Below are 17,260 nucleotides of genomic sequence, written 5' to 3'. Positions count from 1 at the left end.
CGAGGCGTTTCGTATAATGCACAGACAAGGGGACGCGCATGAAATTGCTGATTGTTGAAGACGAGCACAAGGTGGTGGATTATCTGCGCTCCGGTTTGACAGAGCAGGGTTGGGTCGTCGACGTCGCGCTAGATGGCGAGGAGGGCATGCATCTGGCCACCGAGTTCGATTACGACGTGATCGTGCTCGACGTGATGCTGCCCAAACGCGACGGCTTCAGCGTGCTGAAGGCGCTGCGCATGCGCAAATCCACGCCCGTCATCATGCTGACCGCGCGCGACCATGTGAACGACCGCGTGCGCGGCCTGCGCGAAGGCGCGGACGATTACCTCACCAAACCGTTTTCGTTCCTCGAACTGGTCGAGCGGCTGCATGCGCTGGCGCGCCGCACGCGCTCGCAGGAATCCACACTGATCTCCGTCGGTGACCTGTTCGTCGATCTGATCGGCAGGCGCGCAACGCGCGACGGCGTGCGCCTCGACCTGACCGCCAAAGAGTTTCAATTGCTCAGCGTGCTGGCCCGCCGGCAAGGCGACATTCTGTCGAAGACCGCGATCACCGAACTCGTCTGGGACGTCAATTTCGACAGCCACACGAACGTGGTGGAGACCGCGATCAAACGCCTGCGCGCGAAGCTCGACGGTCCATTTCCGTCCAAGCTCCTGCATACCGTGCGCGGCATGGGCTACGTGCTCGAAGTGCGCGAGGAGGCCGAACAGACATGAACCGGTCGATCGCCCGCCGCCTCGCGCTGATGTTCGCGCTGGTCGCTTTGTCCGTGTTCACGCTGGTCGGCACGGGACTCTTCGTCGTGTTGCGCACGCAGCTCGAACACCATCTGCGCGAGTCGCTCGACGATCGCGTGCAGATCGCGCGCATCATTGTCTATCACGCGGTGACGCCGGAAAAGTGGCGCATGTGCCGCGAAAAACTCACCGACATGACGCCGCACGACGCCAGCACGATGTACTCGGTGTCGAGCACCGATCCGTATTTTCACTACGGGCAACCGGTCGAGGGCACGGTGGTGAAGAGCTGGCCGGGCGGCTACGCGCGTGTGAAGCCGGCCGGCGGCGGGCAAGACATGCTGACTTCCACGGTGACGATTCCCTCTTACGACGCGCGCCCGCCGCTGCAATTGCAGGTGGCCGCGAGTTATTCGCCGAACATTCGCACCATGCGCGTCTTCGGCTCGGCGCTCGCCGCGCTGTCGGCGTTGGGCAGTCTCGCGGTGCTGCTGCTCAGTTATTCGGTGACACGTCTCGGTCTCGCGCCGCTCACGCGCCTGACGCGCGACGCTTCGGCGGTCAGTCCGAACAACCGCTCGCAGCGCCTGAATACCGCTTCGCTGCCGCTCGAACTGAACGATCTCGCCAACTCGTTCAACGGTGCGCTCGAACGGCTGGACGGCGCGTATGGCCGTCTCGAATCGTTCAACGCGGACGTGGCTCACGAACTGCGCACGCCGGTGACGATTCTGATCGGCCAGACCGAAGTGGCGTTGACCCGCAATCGTTCGGTGGACGACCTGCGTCATACGTTGCAATCGAACCTCGAAGAATTCGAGCGGATGCGCACGATCATCAACGACATGCTGTTCCTCGCACGCGCCGATCAGGGCGAACGCGCGACGGGTCTGGTCGAGGTGTCGCTGGCCGCCGAAGTGGCGCATACGCTGGAGTTTCTCGAGATTCCGCTCGAGGAGGCACGCGTGCATGCCGAACTTCGCGGCGACGCACAGACGCGCGTGAACCGCTCGCTATTCGGCCGCGCCTGCACGAATCTGCTGATGAACGCGATCCAGCACTGCGAACCGGGCGCGGCAATCAGCGTAACGATCGCGCGCGTCGAAAACCAGGTGCGGGTGGCGGTGGCCAACCCCGGCGAGCCGATCGAGCCCGGCGTGCTCGAACATCTGTTCGACCGCTTCTATCGCGCGGAAGTCTCGCGCACGAATAGCCGCGAAAACCATGGCCTTGGGCTGGCGATCGTGAAGGCGATCGCGGAAATGCATCGCGGCACCGTGTCGGCGCACAGCGCGAATGGCATCAACACGTTTGCGTTTTCGATTGCGGCCTCGCAGATCGACACGGCGTTGCCGAGCATGCGCCCGAGTACTACCGGCAACAGCGCCAACGCAACGGCCGAGGCGACGGGTTATTCGTCGCTGGTGAAAGGCAAGTCAGCCTGAACCGGCCGGCGCGGCTTGACCGTTTGCGCGTTGGCGGGCGTCAACGCGCTCACGCGTACACCCAGCAGCCGCAGCTTGCGGTTCAATTCCACCCGTCGCAGACATTCGGTCGCCGCGCGGCGGATCTCGGCAGCGTCGGCGGTGGGTTCGTCCAGCGTCAAGTCGCGCGTGACCGTGCGGAAGTCGTCGTAGCGCAGTTTGATGCCCACGGTGCGGCCCACGTAACCCTTGCGCACGAGATCTTCAGCGACCCGCACACACAGGCCCGTGAACGAACTGGACAGCGCCGGCCGGTCGTGACGCGGGTGCAGATCGCGTTCGAAGGTGGTTTCGCGGCTCATCGACTTGGGCTCCGATTCGACCACCACGGGCCGCTCGTCGTAGCCTTGCGCGATCTGCATGAGCCACGCCGAATAGCTGCGCCCGAAGTGATCCTGCAAGAGTCCCGCTTCCGCCGCCGCCAGATCGCCGACCGTGGCGAAACCGAGCGCGGTGAGTTTTTCGGCGGCCTTCGGGCCGATCCCGTTGACTTTGCGCACCGGTAGCGGCCAGACGCGGAGGGGCACGTCGGCCGGGGTGAGGATCGTGAGGCCGTCGGGTTTGTCGAGTTCGGAGCCGATCTTAGCCAACAGCTTGTTAGGCGCGACGCACATCGAGCAGGTGAGGCCGGTGGCTTCATTGACCGCGCTCTTGATGCGCGCGGCGATCTCGCGCGGCTCGCCCGGCAGGTCGGTGAGGTCGATATAAATTTCGTCGATGCCGCGATCTTCGATCCGATCCGTGAACGTCGCGACCGCTGCCTTGAAGACGCGCGAGTAATGGCGATAGGAATCGAAATCGGTGGGCAGCAGAATCGCGTCGGGCGCGAGCAGGGCGGCTTTCATCATGCCCATGGCCGAGAACACACCGAGCGCGCGCGCTTCGTAGGTGGACGTGGTGACCACGCCGCGGCCCGCGTAATCGCGAAGCTTCGCAAAGCGGCGAGTGCCGTCTTCGAGGAGTTGAGGTGCGGCGTTGCGGCCGCCCCCTATCACCACGGCCTGACCACGCAGTTCCGGATAGCGCAACAGTTCGACGGACGCGTAGAACGCATCCATGTCGAGATGCGCAATGCGGCGGCTAGCAGAATTCATGACGGTTGGTAACGACGGTAACGGGATAACGGCAGCAGGTGGCCCGGTCAAGTCGCTTGCCCTGCTGCGTCGCGTTAAGGCTTATCGCGCTGGATGCCAAACCGCCATAGTACCTTGCCGTGCAGTGAAAAGTGACTATCGGCCCGAGCGCTTTCCCTACGCGGCAGCGCGAGGTACTCCGTCGATTGAATGAAACCCAGACCGGCGCATGCGATATCGATTTGCCTGCATCGTCGAGCATGCCGGAGCGCACACCGGCCGGGCGGAGGGGGGCCGCAGAGGACATGGCCACCATCGTGGCGTTGCTCGCGCCGGACGATTCGAGTTGCGTGTCCGGACACGCGCTAGTGGCCGATGGCGGCTATTTGGTTGCGTGATCGACCAATCGACCAATCGACCGATCAACCGATCGGGTCATCACCTCATCGCGAGATCCATTCGCGATGAATGCCGCGCGTTAGTTGAACCGGTAACTCACGCCGATCTGCACGACCGGATAAAGCTTGTAGCGCTCCACCTTGTTGCTGATGTTCTGCTCTTCCTGGTCGATGTTGGCCTGAGTGGCAAGCGTCGAATAGATCGCCGGCACGTTATACGAGGTGCGCGGCCGTCCATAGGCGACCCCGAGATCGAGCGTCAGGCCGAAGCCCTTCGATACGGGCTTATGACCATAGCCGATGCCGAGGTAGGGCATGACGCGCGGTAGCGTGATCGTGGTGGACGGCGCGGCGCCCACGGCCGGCACGAACTCGTCGCCGATCTTGTAGTTGCCTTGCGCGTTCGGCACGGCGTGGGCCGTGACGTCGTCGTCGTTGATCAGCGCCCCTGCGGTCACGCGAAACCCGCTCGACCTGAACGGGAACAGGTCCACATACAGGCCGCCTTGCAGAAGCTTCAGACGGCCGTCGTACTGATTGCCGTCCACGTTGAACGAACGCGACAGGCCGAAGCCTTCGAATTCCGCATGCACGCCCGCCCACGAATTCAGCGGCAGCGCCGCGCCGACACCCGCGCCGAGCGTGCCGCCGTGCGCGTAGATTTCCTGAGCCTCGGCCTGCGTGGCCGCTGCTGTCATTGCCATCACCGTTGCGGCGAGCGCCGCAAGTTTCACCTGATTCACCCAATGTCTCCCGATAAGGTCATTCCGTGCCGGCGACTTTAAGGTCGAGGCGGGAGGTTCAAACGGGCGAACAACGGGGAGATGTGGCGGCTCTTCACGCTCAAGTTTTCGGGCGAGCGGAAACCGGAACTTATGACCTGTAAATGACGGAATACGCCTGTTTTAAAGGACTATTCATCAGATGAATGGGGTTCTGAAAACCCGGCGCGTCAAATGGAAAGCGGTCGCGGTAATTGCGGATCTGTCGACCCGCTACCGCGACTGCCTCGATACTCACCGAATCCGGTGTTTACTGCTTGATGCCTTCCGCCTGAATGTGCAGCGTGGTTTGCATCTTGAAGCCGTAAGCCTTGCCGAAGTCGATGCCGAAGTCGTCGCGATTGAACGTGGCGGTCGATTCGGTGCCGCACACTTCACGCTTGAGCATCGGGTTCGTGAAGCACTTGAACGATTCGATCTTCAGATTGACCGGCTTGGTGATGCCGTGCATCGTCAACGTGCCGACCACTTCAACCGGCTTGTCGCCGTCGAAGCGGATCTGCGTGCCCTTGTACGTTGCAGTGGGGTACTTCGCGGCGTCGAAGAATTTATCCGTGACCAGTTCCGCGTCCAGCTTGTCGTTGCCGATATCCACCGAGCTCATATCGATCGTCACGTCCACCGTGCCGGTCTTCGCCGCGCGATCCAGCACGACGGTGCCGCTGCTCTTCTTGAACTTGCCGCGCCATGTCGAGATGCCGCCGAAGTGGTCGGTTTCGAAGCTCGGGTAGGTGTGGGTCGGGTCGAGCTGATACGTGTCGGCAGCCATTGCGTTGAACGACAGGGCAGCGGCCAGCGCGCCCGCGGCGAGCAAAAAGGATTTCTTCAAGGTGTTCTCCAGGTGACTGAAAGAGGGTGTCTAAAAAAACTGCGGTGCTTTGGGTGTCGAATTACTTCTTCGACGCGACGAGGTGAAATTTGATGACGACTTCGTCGGCTACCACGGATGTATCTTTCCATTCGCCCGTGCCGACATCGAACTGCGAGCGTTTGATCGGCAGCGAGCCGTCGAAGGTTTGCGTCGCGCCTTGCGCCGTGACGGTGACCGGCACCACGACGGTTTGCGATTTGCCCTTGATGGTCAGCTTGCCGGTGATCTTGTACTGGTTGCCGCCGGCCGGCGCGATCGCGCTGGAAACAAAGGTCGCGGCCGGATAAGTCGCGCTGTCGAACCATTCCTTGCCCCGCGCCTGCTTGTTGTAATCGTCCGCGCCGAGGTCGTAGCTGCCGGTGTCGATCGACACGTTGGCGCTGCCGGCGGTCGGCCTGGCGGGATCGAAGTTCAGTTGCGCGGAAAACTTCTTGAACTTGCCGTCGACCGGCACGTTCATCTGTTTCGTGGTGGCAATGACGCTGCTTTTGCTCGCATCGACGTCGGCATGCGCGAGCCCGGCGCCGAACAGCGAAAGCGCCGCGATGCCGGCGAGGATAGGTCGAATCGCAGGGCGAACCGCCGTGCGAGCGGCGAGGTGATAAAAGTTTGATTTCATAGTGGTACGCATCCTATCGAACCCGCGTGCGTTGATTGCACACCGCTGGGAATTAGATTGCCAACAGGCTGTGGCCAATCACCGGCTACACCTGTCTCATGATGGTTAAGCGAGCTTATTTGAGGAACGGAATCATCCTGCCGAGCAGGCCGTCGCGATCGACGAATTGATGCTTGAGCGCCGCCAGCACGTGCATGACAACCAGCGCCAGCAGCGTGTAATTGAGCAGCACGTGAACCGTGCGCAACGTGGCCTTGAGCGCCTGATCCGGGCCGATGAGCGTGGGCAACGGCACGATGCCCAGATACACCACCTGAATACCGGCGGCCGAACTATAAAGGTAGCCGGACAGCGGGATCGCCAGCATCAGCAGATATAACAGACCATGCACCAGATGCGCCGCGGCCTTCTGCCACGTGGGCGTGGCGCTATCGAGCGCCGGCGCGCGGTGGGTGGCGCGCCACAGCACGCGGATCACAGCGAGGGCGAACACCGTCACGCCGATCCACTTGTGCCACGAGAAGTACTTGAGCTTGGTCGGCGTGAAGCCGTGGATATCGGTCATGATCCAGCCGATATAGAAACCGCAGGCGATCAACGCAGCGATCAGCCAATGCAGTGCGATGGCGGTTCCGTGATAGCGGTCAGGATCTGAAGGACGGGATTTCATTCTTTTGCTGTGGGTTGGGGGTGCGATATCGCACGTGAATGCGGATAGTAGGCAGGACAATGAAAACTGAATAGACGGGTAGAAGAGAACAGATCGTTGTGGTGGTGACGCTAATGGCCGCGGAATAAAACGCCGGGCTATACATAAACCGCGTCAATGCGCAAATACGCAAATGCCTGAACCCATCCGGCGCTGTGTTAATTTGCGCGTCTGGACGGCGACGAAGGATTGAATCGATGACGAGTACTGGCAAGCACAACGCACCGCTCGGCGCGGATTTTCTGCGGCATGACTCCGCACCGGCTGCAGCCGGCGTGGAAGGTTACATGGAGCACGACGCCGCCGTCTACCGCACCCTGCTCGAATCGACCAAAGCGATTCCGTGGAAGATCGATTGGGCGACCATGGCGTTCGCCTATATCGGTCCGCAGATCGAGACGCTGCTCGGCTGGGCGCCGTCGAGCTGGAAAACCGTGGAAGATTGGGCCGCGCGCATGCATCCGGAAGACCGCGACAAGGTGGTCGAATTCTGCGTCGCGCAGTCGCAGGCGGGCACCGATCACGAAGCGGACTATCGCGCGTTGACGCGCAGCGGCGAATACGTCTGGCTGCGCGACGTGGTGCATGTGGTGCGCAACGCCAACGGCGAGGTCGAAGCGCTGGTCGGCTTCATGTTCGACATCAGCGAGCGCAAGAAGACCGAAGAGAAGCTGGCCGAACTGCAACGCGAACTCGAAGCGCTGTCGTTCAAGGACGGCCTCACGGGCGTCGGCAATCGTCGCGAATTCGACGCCGTGCTGCAGCGCGAATGGAACGCGGCGCAGCGGCACGCCGCGCCGCTCTCGCTGATCATGGCCGACATCGATTTCTTCAAGTCGTACAACGACTACTACGGCCATGTGCAAGGGGACGCGTGCCTGAAGCGGGTGGCCGCCGTCCTCAGCGAAGCGGTGCGGCCAGGCGATTTCGTCGGCCGTTTCGGCGGCGAGGAGTTCGTGCTGATTCTGCCGAATACCGGCGCGGAAGCCGCGCGGCAAGTCGTCGAGCGATGCCGCGACCGGCTCTCGGCGGCAGAAATTGCGCACGAGCGTTCGCCGTTCCGGCAGACGGTCACCGCGAGTTTCGGCGTCGGCACACTCATTCCGGCAGCCGAGGCCGATCCGGTGGCGTTCGTGAATCTGGTGGACTCGCAGTTGTACCTCGCTAAAGACAATGGTCGCGACTGCATCGCGGCGGTGAACCGGGTCGGCTGACCCCGGTTGCGCGGTGGTGACACCGCGGCGTTGCTGGCACAAGGTTTGCGGTCCCAGCGCCGGCAGCGGCCGTACCACGACGCATGCTGCATGGCGACCGCAACGGTGCGGTCCGAACTCTAATCAAGGCTCGTGTTTTGAATTCCGTTTTGCTTTCCTGGGGTATCGCCGCGGCCGCCACGGCCGGCGTCATCACCCGGCCGTTCAAATGGCCCGAGGCAGTCTGGGCCGTGGCCGGTGCGTTGCTGCTGGTGTCGCTGGGGCTACTGCCAGTCGATCTGGCGATCGCGGCGGTCGGCAAAGGCACCGACGTCTATCTGTTTCTGTTCGGCATGATGCTGCTGTCCGAAGTGGGCCGCCGCGAAGGGCTGTTCGACTGGGTCGCGGTGCTTGCCGTGAATCATGCCCAGGGTTCGCCGCGCAGGCTGTTCCTGCTGGTCTATCTGGTCGGCGTGGTGATCACCGCCTTTCTTTCCAACGACGCGGCCGCGGTCGTGCTCACCCCGGCCGTCTTCGCCGCCGCCAAAAAAGCGAAGACCCACCCGCTGCCGCTGCTGTTCGTCTGCGCGTTCATTGCCAACGCGGCCAGCTTCGTGCTGCCGATCTCGAATCCGGCCAACATCGTGCTGTACGGCAATCACACGCCCGCGCTCGGGGCGTGGCTGATGCGTTTCACGCTGCCTTCGCTGCTGTCCATCGTCGTGACTTACCTGATGCTGCGCTGGAGCCAGCGCGACGCGCTGGCCGGCACGTGCGAGGCGAATCTGGAGCCGCTCGCCCTGTCGGCGAGCGGCCGCGTCGCGCTCGCGGGCATTGCGGTGACCGCCGTCGCGTTGCTGACGGTGTCCGCATTCGATCTGCCGCTCGGCCTGCCCACCGCGATCCTCGGCGCGCTGACGGCGCTGGTCGTGCTGATCCAGGAGCGCCAATCGCCGCTGCCGATGATCCGCGAAATCTCGTGGAGCGTGCTGCCGCTGGTTGCCGCGCTGTTCGTGCTGGTCGAGATGCTCGACCACACCGGCGTCATCACGACGCTTGCCGGGCTGACGCGGCGCGCGGCGCTGCACAACGAACTGAGCACCGCGGGGTGGGCCGGCGCGGCCATCGCGTTGGGCAGCAATCTGATGAACAACCTGCCGGCCGGCCTGATCGCCAGTTCGACCGTGATGCAGGCGCATAGCCCGGAGCGCGTCATCGACGCGCTGCTGATCGGCGTCGACCTGGGGCCGAATCTGTCGATCACGGGGTCGCTGGCCACGATCCTCTGGCTCAACGCGATTCGCCGCGAAGGGGAGGACGTCGGCTTCCTGACGTTTCTGAAGGTCGGCGTGGTGGTGATGTTGCCGGCACTCGTGCTGGCGCTGGGCGCGCGGATCCTGATCAACTGAGCGGCGGCGCTCGCGGCTTGCGTCCCGTCCGCCATTCCTCAGCACAACGGGAATTCACCAGGCAATCTTGCCGACAGCATGTCCTATGCTGATTCAACAGCCTTTTTTGCAATCGTTACCTGATCCGCGGCTGCCCGAGGCGCCGTGGCGACGATCCGTAGCGCCACGCGAACCGGCGCGAGCGGAGGCGCGGCCACGTAGACCGGATTGACCGGCACGTTGCGGTAGACCGGACGGGGCGGCGGCGCATAGGTCACGGCGGCGGGCAGCAGCGCGAGCGTGCGGGCGAATGGGGCCGGCGACCACGCGAGGCCGAGGGCGGTAACGGTGGAGACGCAAACGAGGCGAAGGGTCACGGAGTACTCCTGAGACGGTGAACGACGCCGTGCTTCCTGCGGTGAAAAAGCCTGTCGCGTGGTTCGGATTGCTTGAGAGCCGGGGGGCGTTTCGCGGGTGGCTGCGGCGCTGATGGCGCTTGCTGTATCGCTTGAGCCGGCAGACGAAAGATACGCAAAGCGCGGTCGAAACGGCGTCGCAAAGTCATTTCATTTCATGTCACGCCGAACTGGCGGCGCGACGCGACGGCGTGTTGGGAGTGCGTGCTGTATTGCGGGGGCGTGCTTGCCAAAGCGGTTTTGCGGCGCTTATCGCGGCACCGGCTGGTCGTGACATAACTCGACATGATTCTGAAATTGCGTTCGCCCGGCGCTTGCCCAAGAATTCGGCCTGTCATCGAACGGATCGCGGCACCAGCAGGCGACGCTCGACGACCCATCAAGGAGTCGGTCATGAAGAAGTTGTTCGCCATCGTGTTGCTGTGCTGCGCATCCACCGTTACGTTCGCTCAATCCGCCGCGCCGCAGGCCGGTAATCCTCAGCGCATGCAGCGTATGGAGCAGCAGTTGCAGACGCGTTTCTCGAATGCCAACACGACGCACGACGGCAAGCTCACCAAAGACCAGGCCGCGGCCGGCATGCCGATGGTGGCGAAGCACTTCGACGAGATCGACGCGCAGAAAGCGGGCTATATCACGTTGCCGCAGATCGAGGCATTCATGCAGCAACGCGGGGCAGCGCACTGAACCGCGTGGGGATCGGCGTGATCGTAGGGCCGTGGCACGGCGCGCGAGCCGTTGCGCAGCCGGACCCTCGGCCGTCCTTTGACCCACAACCCTGCGCGATGAGATCCGCCACGTCCCGCCGTTTGCGCTTTGCCTGCGCGTCGATGATCGTCTCGATGAGCGTGGCGTTGAGCGCCTGCAAAAGTGTCGGCCCCGATTTCAAACAGCCGGACGTGACGCTCGAAAACCGCTGGCTCGAAACCTTGCCGGACGCCGGGCAGGCCACACCCGCCGCGCAAGCCGCCTGGTGGACCGCGTTCAACGACCCCGTGCTGAGCGCGCTCGAAGAGCGCGCGTATCGACGCAACCTGTCGCTGCAGGTGGCCGGTCTGCATATCTTCAAGGCGCGCGCGCAACTCGCGACCAGCGCGGAAAATCTGCTGCCGCAGTCGGGCAGCGCGTCGGCGGGCGCGGACCATATCAACACCAGCGGCGTCGGCCCGTTGCCGCCCACGCATTTGTGGGCCGAGCATTTACGCGTGAACGCCGGCTGGGAAATCGATTTCTGGGGTAAGTATCGTCGGCAGATCGAATCGGACCGCGCGCAACTGCGGGTGTCGGAGGCCGCCTATGACAACGCGCTGGTGTCGCTGTTCGGCGACCTCGCGAATGCCTATATCGACTTGCGCACGCTCGATCAGCGCATCGCGGTGGCGCAGCAGAATCTGAAGTCGGTGCAGCAGAGCCTTACGCTGACGCAGGCGCGCTACCGGCACGGCGCGGCGACCCAGCTCGACGTCGAACAGGCCGCCACGCTCGTGGCCGAAACCGAAGCGCAGATTCCGCCCCTCATCAAGGCGCGCGCGCAGGATCGCGACACGCTGGCGGTGCTGCTCGCCGATCCGCCCGACGCCATCGAGGCGCAACTCAAAGGCGGCACGGCGATCCCCGTGCCGCCCACGCAGATCGATGTGGGTATTCCCGCCGATCTGTTGCGGCGCCGTCCCGACGTGCGTCAGGCCGCACTCAACGCGGCGGCGCAATCGGCGCTGATCGGCGCCGCGGAGGCGAAGCTGTATCCGTCGCTGTCGCTGACCGGGCTATTCGGGCTGTCGTCGGGCGAGCAGCACGGCATTGGTTTGACGCAATGGGGCAGTAAGACGATCGGGCTGTTTTCGGCGGGCATCACGCTGCCGATTCTCGATCGCGGTCAGTTGAAAAACGCGGTGCGCGTGCAGGATGCAACGTTTCAGGAAGCGGTGCTCGACTATCAGAACACCGTGCTGCAAGCGCAGAAGGAAGTGGAAGACGCGATTGCTGCGTTACGCACGTCGCTGGATGCGCTCGCGGCGTCGGCGCGGGCATCCGATGCATCGCAGCGTGCGCTGCGGCTCGCCAACGCGCAGTATCGCGCGGGTTCGGTGACCTACGATCCGGTGCTGGACGCCTCGCGTTCGGCACTGCGCGACGGCGATGCGCTTGCGCAAAACCAGGGGCTGGCGGCGCTTGCGGCCGTGTCGCTGTATCGGGCGCTCGGTGGCGGATGGCAGGTGGCGCAAGGGCAGCAGGTGGTCAGCGAGCAGATTGCCACGCAGATGGCGCAGCGCACGGATTGGGGGCGGTTGCTGAATCCGCCTGCCGGTTCCGCTTTGGCGCGTGCGAACGTGACGCAGCCTGAGAACGGGAAATAAGAACATGGCGAATCGATGCGCGAACAACGAGTGGGGCGGGGCCGAGGGCGCTTTAATGCGCTGGGGGAAGGGCCGAACGGGGGGCCAAACAAACATCCAAACAAAGAGCCTGACGAAGAGCGCAATGAGCTCCGCAACCGCGTCTGACATTGCGCGGCGGCCGGTCGTCACTGCGCTCGTGCTCGCCACGCTGATCCTCACGCTAACGGCCTGCCACGACGACACCACCCAGGCCGCGCAAAACGCGCCGCTGCCGCAAGTCAGCGTAAGCCGACCCGTGCCGCGCGAGGTGCGCGAGCAACTCGACCTGAGCGGCACCGTCGCGCCGTCCGCCACGGTCACGCTGGTGGCGCGCGTGCAGGGCGTATTGCAGCAGATCGGTTTCGCCGACGGCGCGTACGTGAAGCAGGGCCAGTTGCTGTTTCGCATCGAGCCGGATTCGTACCGTGCGCAACTCACGTACGACCAGGCCGCGCTCGTCAACGCGGATCAGGAGCTGACGCGCCAGAAGCAGCTCACGTCCGACAACGCGACCTCCGAATCGTCGTTGCAGAAAGCGCAGACCACGCGCGACCAGGCGCTCGCCAAACGCGACATGTCGCGCATCAATCTCGGCTATACGGAAATCCGCGCGCCGTTCGCGGGCCGCATCGGCGCGCGTGCATTCGACGTCGGCAATCTGGTCGGCGCGTCCGACTCCAGCAAGCTCGCCACGTTGGACCGCATTCAACCGGTGTACGTGAATTTCACGCTGAACGAGCGTGACGCGAACCGTATCGGGCTGTTCACGAAACCGCCGCGTACCGTGCGCGTGAACGTGCTCGGCGCGCCGGCTGCGCAGGGTGAAGACGCCGCGCTCGAATTCGTCGATACCCGCGTGGATTCGGGCAGCGGTGCGCTCAAACTGCGCGCCGATATCGCCAATCAGGACGCGCATCTGATTCCCGGCATGTCGGTCGAGGTGCATATCCCGGCCGGCGCACCGCACAACGTTTTGCTGATTCCCGATACCGCCTTGCTGCGCGAGCAGGCGGGCGCATTCGTGCTGATCGTGAATGCCGCGGGCGTGATCGAGAAGCGCACGGTGCAAACCGGTGGTCTGTACGGCACGTTGCGCGCTGTCACGTCGGGCCTGAACGCAACCGACCAGGTGGTGACCGGCGGCGCGCTAGCCATCGCGCCCGGCGCCCGCGTGCAGGTGGTCGCGGCCGCGCAGGGTCGGTCATGATCCGCTTCTTTGTCGAGCGCCCGGTTTTTGCCAATGTGATCGCGCTGATCGTGATGCTGCTGGGCGGCGTGGCGCTGATCAATCTGCCGATCGCGCAGTATCCGCCGATCACGCCGCCCACCGTGCAGGTGGTCGCACGGTTTCCCGGCGCGAGCGCGGCGACGGTAATCGATCGCGTGGCGCTGCCGATCGAAACGCAGGTGAACGGCGTGGAAAACGCGCTGTACATGCAATCGACCAGCACCAACGACGGCACCTACACGCTCACCGTGACCTTCGCCGTCGGCACCGATGTCGACAAGGCGCAGGTGCTGGTGCAGAACCGTGTTTCAGCCGCCACCGCGCAATTGCCGCAGGCGGTGCAGCAGCAGGGCGTCACCGTGCGCAAGCGCTCCACCGCGATCCTGCAGTTGTACACGCTGCAATCGCCCGATCCGAAATACGATTCGCTGTTCCTCAGCAACTACGCGGTGATTTCGCTGCGCGACACGCTCGCGCGTTTGCCGGGTGTCGGCGACGTCACCGTGTTCGGCACCGGTCAATACAGCATGCGCGTGTGGCTCGATCCGCAGAAACTCAGCGAACGTGGTTTGACCGCCGCCGACGTGATGCAGGCGATCCAGAGCCAGAGCAAAGACGTGAGCGCGGGTCAGCTCGGCGCGGAACCGAACGCGGGCGGCGCCGCGTTTCAACTGACGCTGACGATGCAAGGCGCGCTCACCAATCCGCACGAATTCGACGACATCATCGTCAAAGCCGATCCGAACGACGGCGGTCATTTCGTGCGTATTCGCGATGTCGGGCACACCGAACTCGGCTCATCCAGCTACGGGCAGTTCTTCAATCTCGACGGTAAACCCGCGGCCGGCATCGCGATCTATCAGTTGCCCGAGGCGAATGCACTGGAGGTCGGCAATGCGGTGAAGGCGACCATGGCGCGTCTCGCAAAAGGCATGCCGAAAGGCGTCAGCTATCAGTTGCCGTTCGACACGACGACCTTCGTACGGCAATCGGTGCTCGACGTCTACAAGACGCTGTTCGAGGCGGCGCTACTGGTGCTCGCGGTGATCCTGCTGTTTCTGCAGAACTGGCGCGCGATGCTGGTGCCCGCCACGACGATTCCGGTGACCATCGTCGGCACGTTCGGCGCGATCTATCTGCTCGGCTTTTCGATCAACCTGCTGACGCTCTTCGCGATCGTGCTGGCCATCGGGATCGTGGTGGACGACGCGATCGTCGTGGTGGAAGGGATCACCCAACACATCGAGCTGGGCAAGACGCCCAGGCAGGCTGCCATCGACGCGATGCACGAATTGCTGGGGCCGATTATCGGCATCACACTGGTGCTGATCTCCGTGTTTTTGCCGTCGGCGTTTCTCGGCGGCGTGACGGGACAGATGTACCGGCAATTCGCACTGGTGGTGGTCGCCACCACGGTGATCAGCGCGATCAATGCGGTCACGCTCAAACCGGTGCAAAGCGCCAGGTGGTTGCGGCCGGCGCGGCCCGGCAAGCCGAACGTGGTGTATCGCGTGTTCGACAAAGGCTACGCACGCGTGGAAAGCGGCTACGTGCGGGTGGTTGCGTGGTTCGTGGCGCGTTGCCGCCTCGCGCTCGTGATCGCGCTGGCGCTCGGCGCGGCGTCCGCGTTCCTGCTCACGCGTATTCCCACCAGCTTCATTCCGCTCGAAGACCAGGGCTACATGCTGATCGCCGCGCAACTCGCGGATGCCGCGTCGCTCGGGCGCACTCGCGAGGCAAGTAAGCAGATCGAAAAACTGATCGGCGCGATTCCCGGTGTGAGCCATGTCGTGTCGATCGGCGGCATCTCGCCGCTCGACAATAACGCCTCGCTGCCGAACTCCGCGCTGATCTACGTGACGCTCGACGACTGGAGCAAACGCGGCAAAGGCGAAGACCTGCGCTCGCTGTATCTGCGCATGAACCGCGAACTCGCGAAGCTGCCCGACGTGCGCTCCGTGGTGATCGTGCCGCCGCCGATCCAGGGCCTGGGCAATAGCGGCGGCGTACAGATGCAGGTGATGCTGACCGATGGCTCGCAAAACTATCAGCGGCTGCAGGACGCTACCGACGCGCTGATCGCGGGCGTCTCGAAGCGGCCTGAATTACAGCGCGTGTTCAGCCCGTTTCGCGCGTCGGTGCCGACCGTCGAACTTACGCTGGATCGCGCCAAGGCCGAATCGTTGCAGGTGCCGGTCGGCAATGTGTTCGATCTGCTGGAGGACTATGTCGGCTCCAGTTACGTGAACCAGTTCACGACTTTCAACCATACGTTCCCGGTATTCGTGCAGGCCGACGGCGCATTCCGTCGCGACACCGACGACATTCGCCGTTTGCAGATTCGCAGCAACAGCGGCCACATGGTCGAACTGGGCACCTTCATCGACGCGCACACGAGCGTCGGCCCGGCCGTCGCGACGCTGTACAACCTCGCGCCGGCCGCGGCCATCAACGGCAATCCGGCGAACGGTTACAGCACCGGCGACGCAATCGCGGCGTTCGAGCAGGAGGCCGCGCGGATTCTGCCGGCCGGCGTCGGCTACGAATGGACGGCGATGTCGTATCAGGAGAAGCTGGTCGGCAACTCGGCCTACTGGGTCTTCGCCGTGGGCGTGTTGCTGGTGTTCTGCGTGCTGGCCGCGCAGTACGAAAGCTGGCTGCTGCCGGTCGCGGTGGTGCTGGCCGTGCCGCTCGCCTTGCTCGGCACGGCGGGCACGCTGGCGCTGCTCGGCGCCGCCAACAATCTGTACACGCAGATCGGCCTCGTGCTGCTGATCGCGTTGTCGGCGAAAAACGCGATTCTGATCGTGGAGTTCGCGCGGCATTTGCGTTCGCAGGGCGTGGGCATTGCGCAGGCCGCGGTGGAAGCGGCGCGTTTGCGGTTCCGGCCGATCATGATGACCTCGTTCGCCTTCATTCTCGGCGTGGTGCCGCTCGTGATCGCCACCGGCGCGAGTGCGAGCGCGCGCCGTTCGCTCGGGATTGCGGTATTTTCGGGGATGCTCGCCTCCACGTGTATCGCCGTGCTGTTCATTCCGTCGTTCTACGTGCTGTTGCAGCGTCTGGCCGAACGGCACGCGGCGCGCCATACGCCGCCCGACGCTTAAATCGAGGAGCTTTCGCATGGAACGCCCCGCCAAGATTATCGTGCTCGACGACGAAGTCGAATTGCGCAACATGCTGCAGCGCTTCCTGCGCGGCCACGGTTTCGACGTGCGCGTCGCGGAAGACAGCAAGCGGCTCGACCGTTATCTGGAGCGTGAGCCGTTCGACCTGCTCGTGCTCGATCTGATGATCGGCGCCGAAGACGGCCTCGAAATCTGCGCGCGTCTGCGTGAACAGGGGCAGACCTTGCCGATCCTGATGCTGACCGCGAAGGGCGATCCGCTCGACCGCGTGGTCGGCCTCGAAACCGGCGCCGACGACTACCTCGCCAAACCGTTCCTGCCGCGCGAACTGGTGGCGCGTATCAATGCGCTGCTGCGGCGCCAGAAAATGGCGTCCGGCGACGTCACGGTGACCTCGCAATCGGTGCGTTTCGGCGATTTCTCGCTCGACGTCGGCAAGCAGCAATTGTCGCGCGCGGGCGCGCTGCTGGAGATTCATTCGGCGCAGATGCTGTTGCTGGTCGCGTTGGCTTCGTCGCCGAACCGGCCGGTGAGCCGCGACAATCTGCTGGCGCGCGCACGCGGCCGCGAGCATGACGCGCTCGATCGCAGCATCGACGTGCAGGTGCTGCGGCTGCGGCAGATCGTCGAGGAGGATCCGTCCAAGCCGCGCTTCATCAAGACGGTGTGGGGCATCGGCTACATGCTGGCCGCGGACGTCGACTCATGACGCGCGCGGAGCCGGACGGAACGCAAAAACACGCCGTGCAAGGCGACGTGCAAAGCGGCGTGCAAGGAGCGGGGCAAGCGGCACCAGCCGGCGTGCTACGAGCGCTGCTGCCCAGAACGCTGCTCGCGCGCAACATCG

Annotated in this window: 16 protein-coding genes; 10 read left to right on the top strand and 6 right to left on the bottom strand. The window is 64.0% G+C overall.

What is annotated here, in order from left to right:
* Positions 1-38: 38 nt before the first annotated feature.
* Positions 39-725 (top strand): heavy metal response regulator transcription factor, encoded by a 687-nt coding sequence (locus BX591_RS21355; protein ID WP_028200263.1) that lies wholly within the window; start codon positions 39-41, stop codon positions 723-725.
* Positions 722-2,191 (top strand): heavy metal sensor histidine kinase, encoded by a 1,470-nt coding sequence (locus BX591_RS21350; protein WP_111933294.1) that lies wholly within the window; start codon positions 722-724, stop codon positions 2,189-2,191. The genes BX591_RS21355 and BX591_RS21350 overlap by 4 nt, the downstream gene beginning before the upstream one ends.
* Here BX591_RS21350 and dinB read toward each other — a convergent pair.
* Positions 2,158-3,324, bottom strand: coding sequence for a DNA polymerase IV (gene dinB, locus BX591_RS21345; RefSeq protein WP_111933293.1), 1,167 nt, complete (start codon positions 3,322-3,324; stop codon positions 2,158-2,160). The genes BX591_RS21350 and dinB overlap by 34 nt on opposite strands.
* A gap of 239 nt (positions 3,325-3,563) precedes the next feature.
* On the opposite strand from dinB, the gene BX591_RS21340 reads away from it, so the two are divergent.
* Complete coding sequence (locus tag BX591_RS21340) at positions 3,564-3,701, top strand: SDR family oxidoreductase (RefSeq protein WP_276330776.1); 138 nt, start codon at positions 3,564-3,566, stop codon at positions 3,699-3,701.
* An 80-nt stretch (positions 3,702-3,781) separates the two neighbouring features.
* Here the strand turns inward: BX591_RS21340 and BX591_RS21335 are convergent, their stop codons facing one another.
* The 4 genes from BX591_RS21335 to BX591_RS21320 form a co-directional block, all read right to left on the bottom strand.
* The gene (locus BX591_RS21335; protein WP_111933347.1) at positions 3,782-4,405 is read right to left on the bottom strand and encodes a hypothetical protein; all 624 of its coding nucleotides are present in this window, start codon (positions 4,403-4,405) and stop codon (positions 3,782-3,784) included.
* A gap of 328 nt (positions 4,406-4,733) precedes the next feature.
* Positions 4,734-5,312: a YceI family protein gene (locus BX591_RS21330; protein ID WP_111933292.1), complete on the bottom strand. Its 579-nt coding sequence runs from the start codon at positions 5,310-5,312 to the stop codon at positions 4,734-4,736.
* A gap of 61 nt (positions 5,313-5,373) precedes the next feature.
* Entirely contained in the window at positions 5,374-5,973 is a 600-nt protein-coding gene (locus tag BX591_RS21325; protein WP_111933291.1) for a YceI family protein, read from the bottom strand.
* A gap of 115 nt (positions 5,974-6,088) precedes the next feature.
* Complete coding sequence (locus BX591_RS21320; protein ID WP_111933290.1) at positions 6,089-6,643, bottom strand: cytochrome b; 555 nt, start codon at positions 6,641-6,643, stop codon at positions 6,089-6,091.
* A gap of 236 nt (positions 6,644-6,879) precedes the next feature.
* On the opposite strand from BX591_RS21320, the gene BX591_RS21315 reads away from it, so the two are divergent.
* Together BX591_RS21315 and BX591_RS21310 are read left to right on the top strand one after the other, a co-directional pair.
* Positions 6,880-7,896, top strand: coding sequence for a GGDEF domain-containing protein (locus BX591_RS21315; RefSeq protein WP_111933289.1), 1,017 nt, complete (start codon positions 6,880-6,882; stop codon positions 7,894-7,896).
* A 137-nt stretch (positions 7,897-8,033) separates the two neighbouring features.
* Positions 8,034-9,284, top strand: a complete 1,251-nt coding sequence (locus BX591_RS21310; RefSeq protein ID WP_111933288.1) for an arsenic transporter — start codon at positions 8,034-8,036, stop codon at positions 9,282-9,284.
* A gap of 83 nt (positions 9,285-9,367) precedes the next feature.
* Here the strand turns inward: BX591_RS21310 and BX591_RS21305 are convergent, their stop codons facing one another.
* Positions 9,368-9,640, bottom strand: coding sequence for a hypothetical protein (locus BX591_RS21305; protein WP_176343107.1), 273 nt, complete (start codon positions 9,638-9,640; stop codon positions 9,368-9,370).
* A 432-nt stretch (positions 9,641-10,072) separates the two neighbouring features.
* Here BX591_RS21305 and BX591_RS21300 point away from each other — a divergent pair, with 432 nt between their 5' ends.
* From BX591_RS21300 to BX591_RS21280, 5 genes are all read left to right on the top strand, one after another.
* Positions 10,073-10,366: an EF-hand domain-containing protein gene (locus BX591_RS21300; protein WP_105508596.1), complete on the top strand. Its 294-nt coding sequence runs from the start codon at positions 10,073-10,075 to the stop codon at positions 10,364-10,366.
* Positions 10,367-10,464: 98 nt separating this feature from the next.
* Positions 10,465-12,036 (top strand): efflux transporter outer membrane subunit, encoded by a 1,572-nt coding sequence (locus BX591_RS21295; protein WP_111933287.1) that lies wholly within the window; start codon positions 10,465-10,467, stop codon positions 12,034-12,036.
* Positions 12,037-12,160: 124 nt separating this feature from the next.
* Complete coding sequence (locus BX591_RS21290; RefSeq protein WP_111933286.1) at positions 12,161-13,264, top strand: efflux RND transporter periplasmic adaptor subunit; 1,104 nt, start codon at positions 12,161-12,163, stop codon at positions 13,262-13,264.
* Positions 13,261-16,392 (top strand): efflux RND transporter permease subunit, encoded by a 3,132-nt coding sequence (locus BX591_RS21285; RefSeq protein ID WP_111933285.1) that lies wholly within the window; start codon positions 13,261-13,263, stop codon positions 16,390-16,392. The genes BX591_RS21290 and BX591_RS21285 overlap by 4 nt, the downstream gene beginning before the upstream one ends.
* 16 nt (positions 16,393-16,408) lie before the next feature.
* Complete coding sequence (locus BX591_RS21280) at positions 16,409-17,122, top strand: response regulator (protein ID WP_111933284.1); 714 nt, start codon at positions 16,409-16,411, stop codon at positions 17,120-17,122.
* Positions 17,123-17,260 lie beyond the last annotated feature (138 nt).

The sequence above is a fragment of the Paraburkholderia bryophila genome, assembly GCF_003269035.1.
GTDB lineage: Bacteria > Pseudomonadota > Gammaproteobacteria > Burkholderiales > Burkholderiaceae > Paraburkholderia > Paraburkholderia bryophila.
Note: the sequence above shows the minus strand (reverse complement) of the source record. Positions and strands in the feature narration are given on the sequence as shown.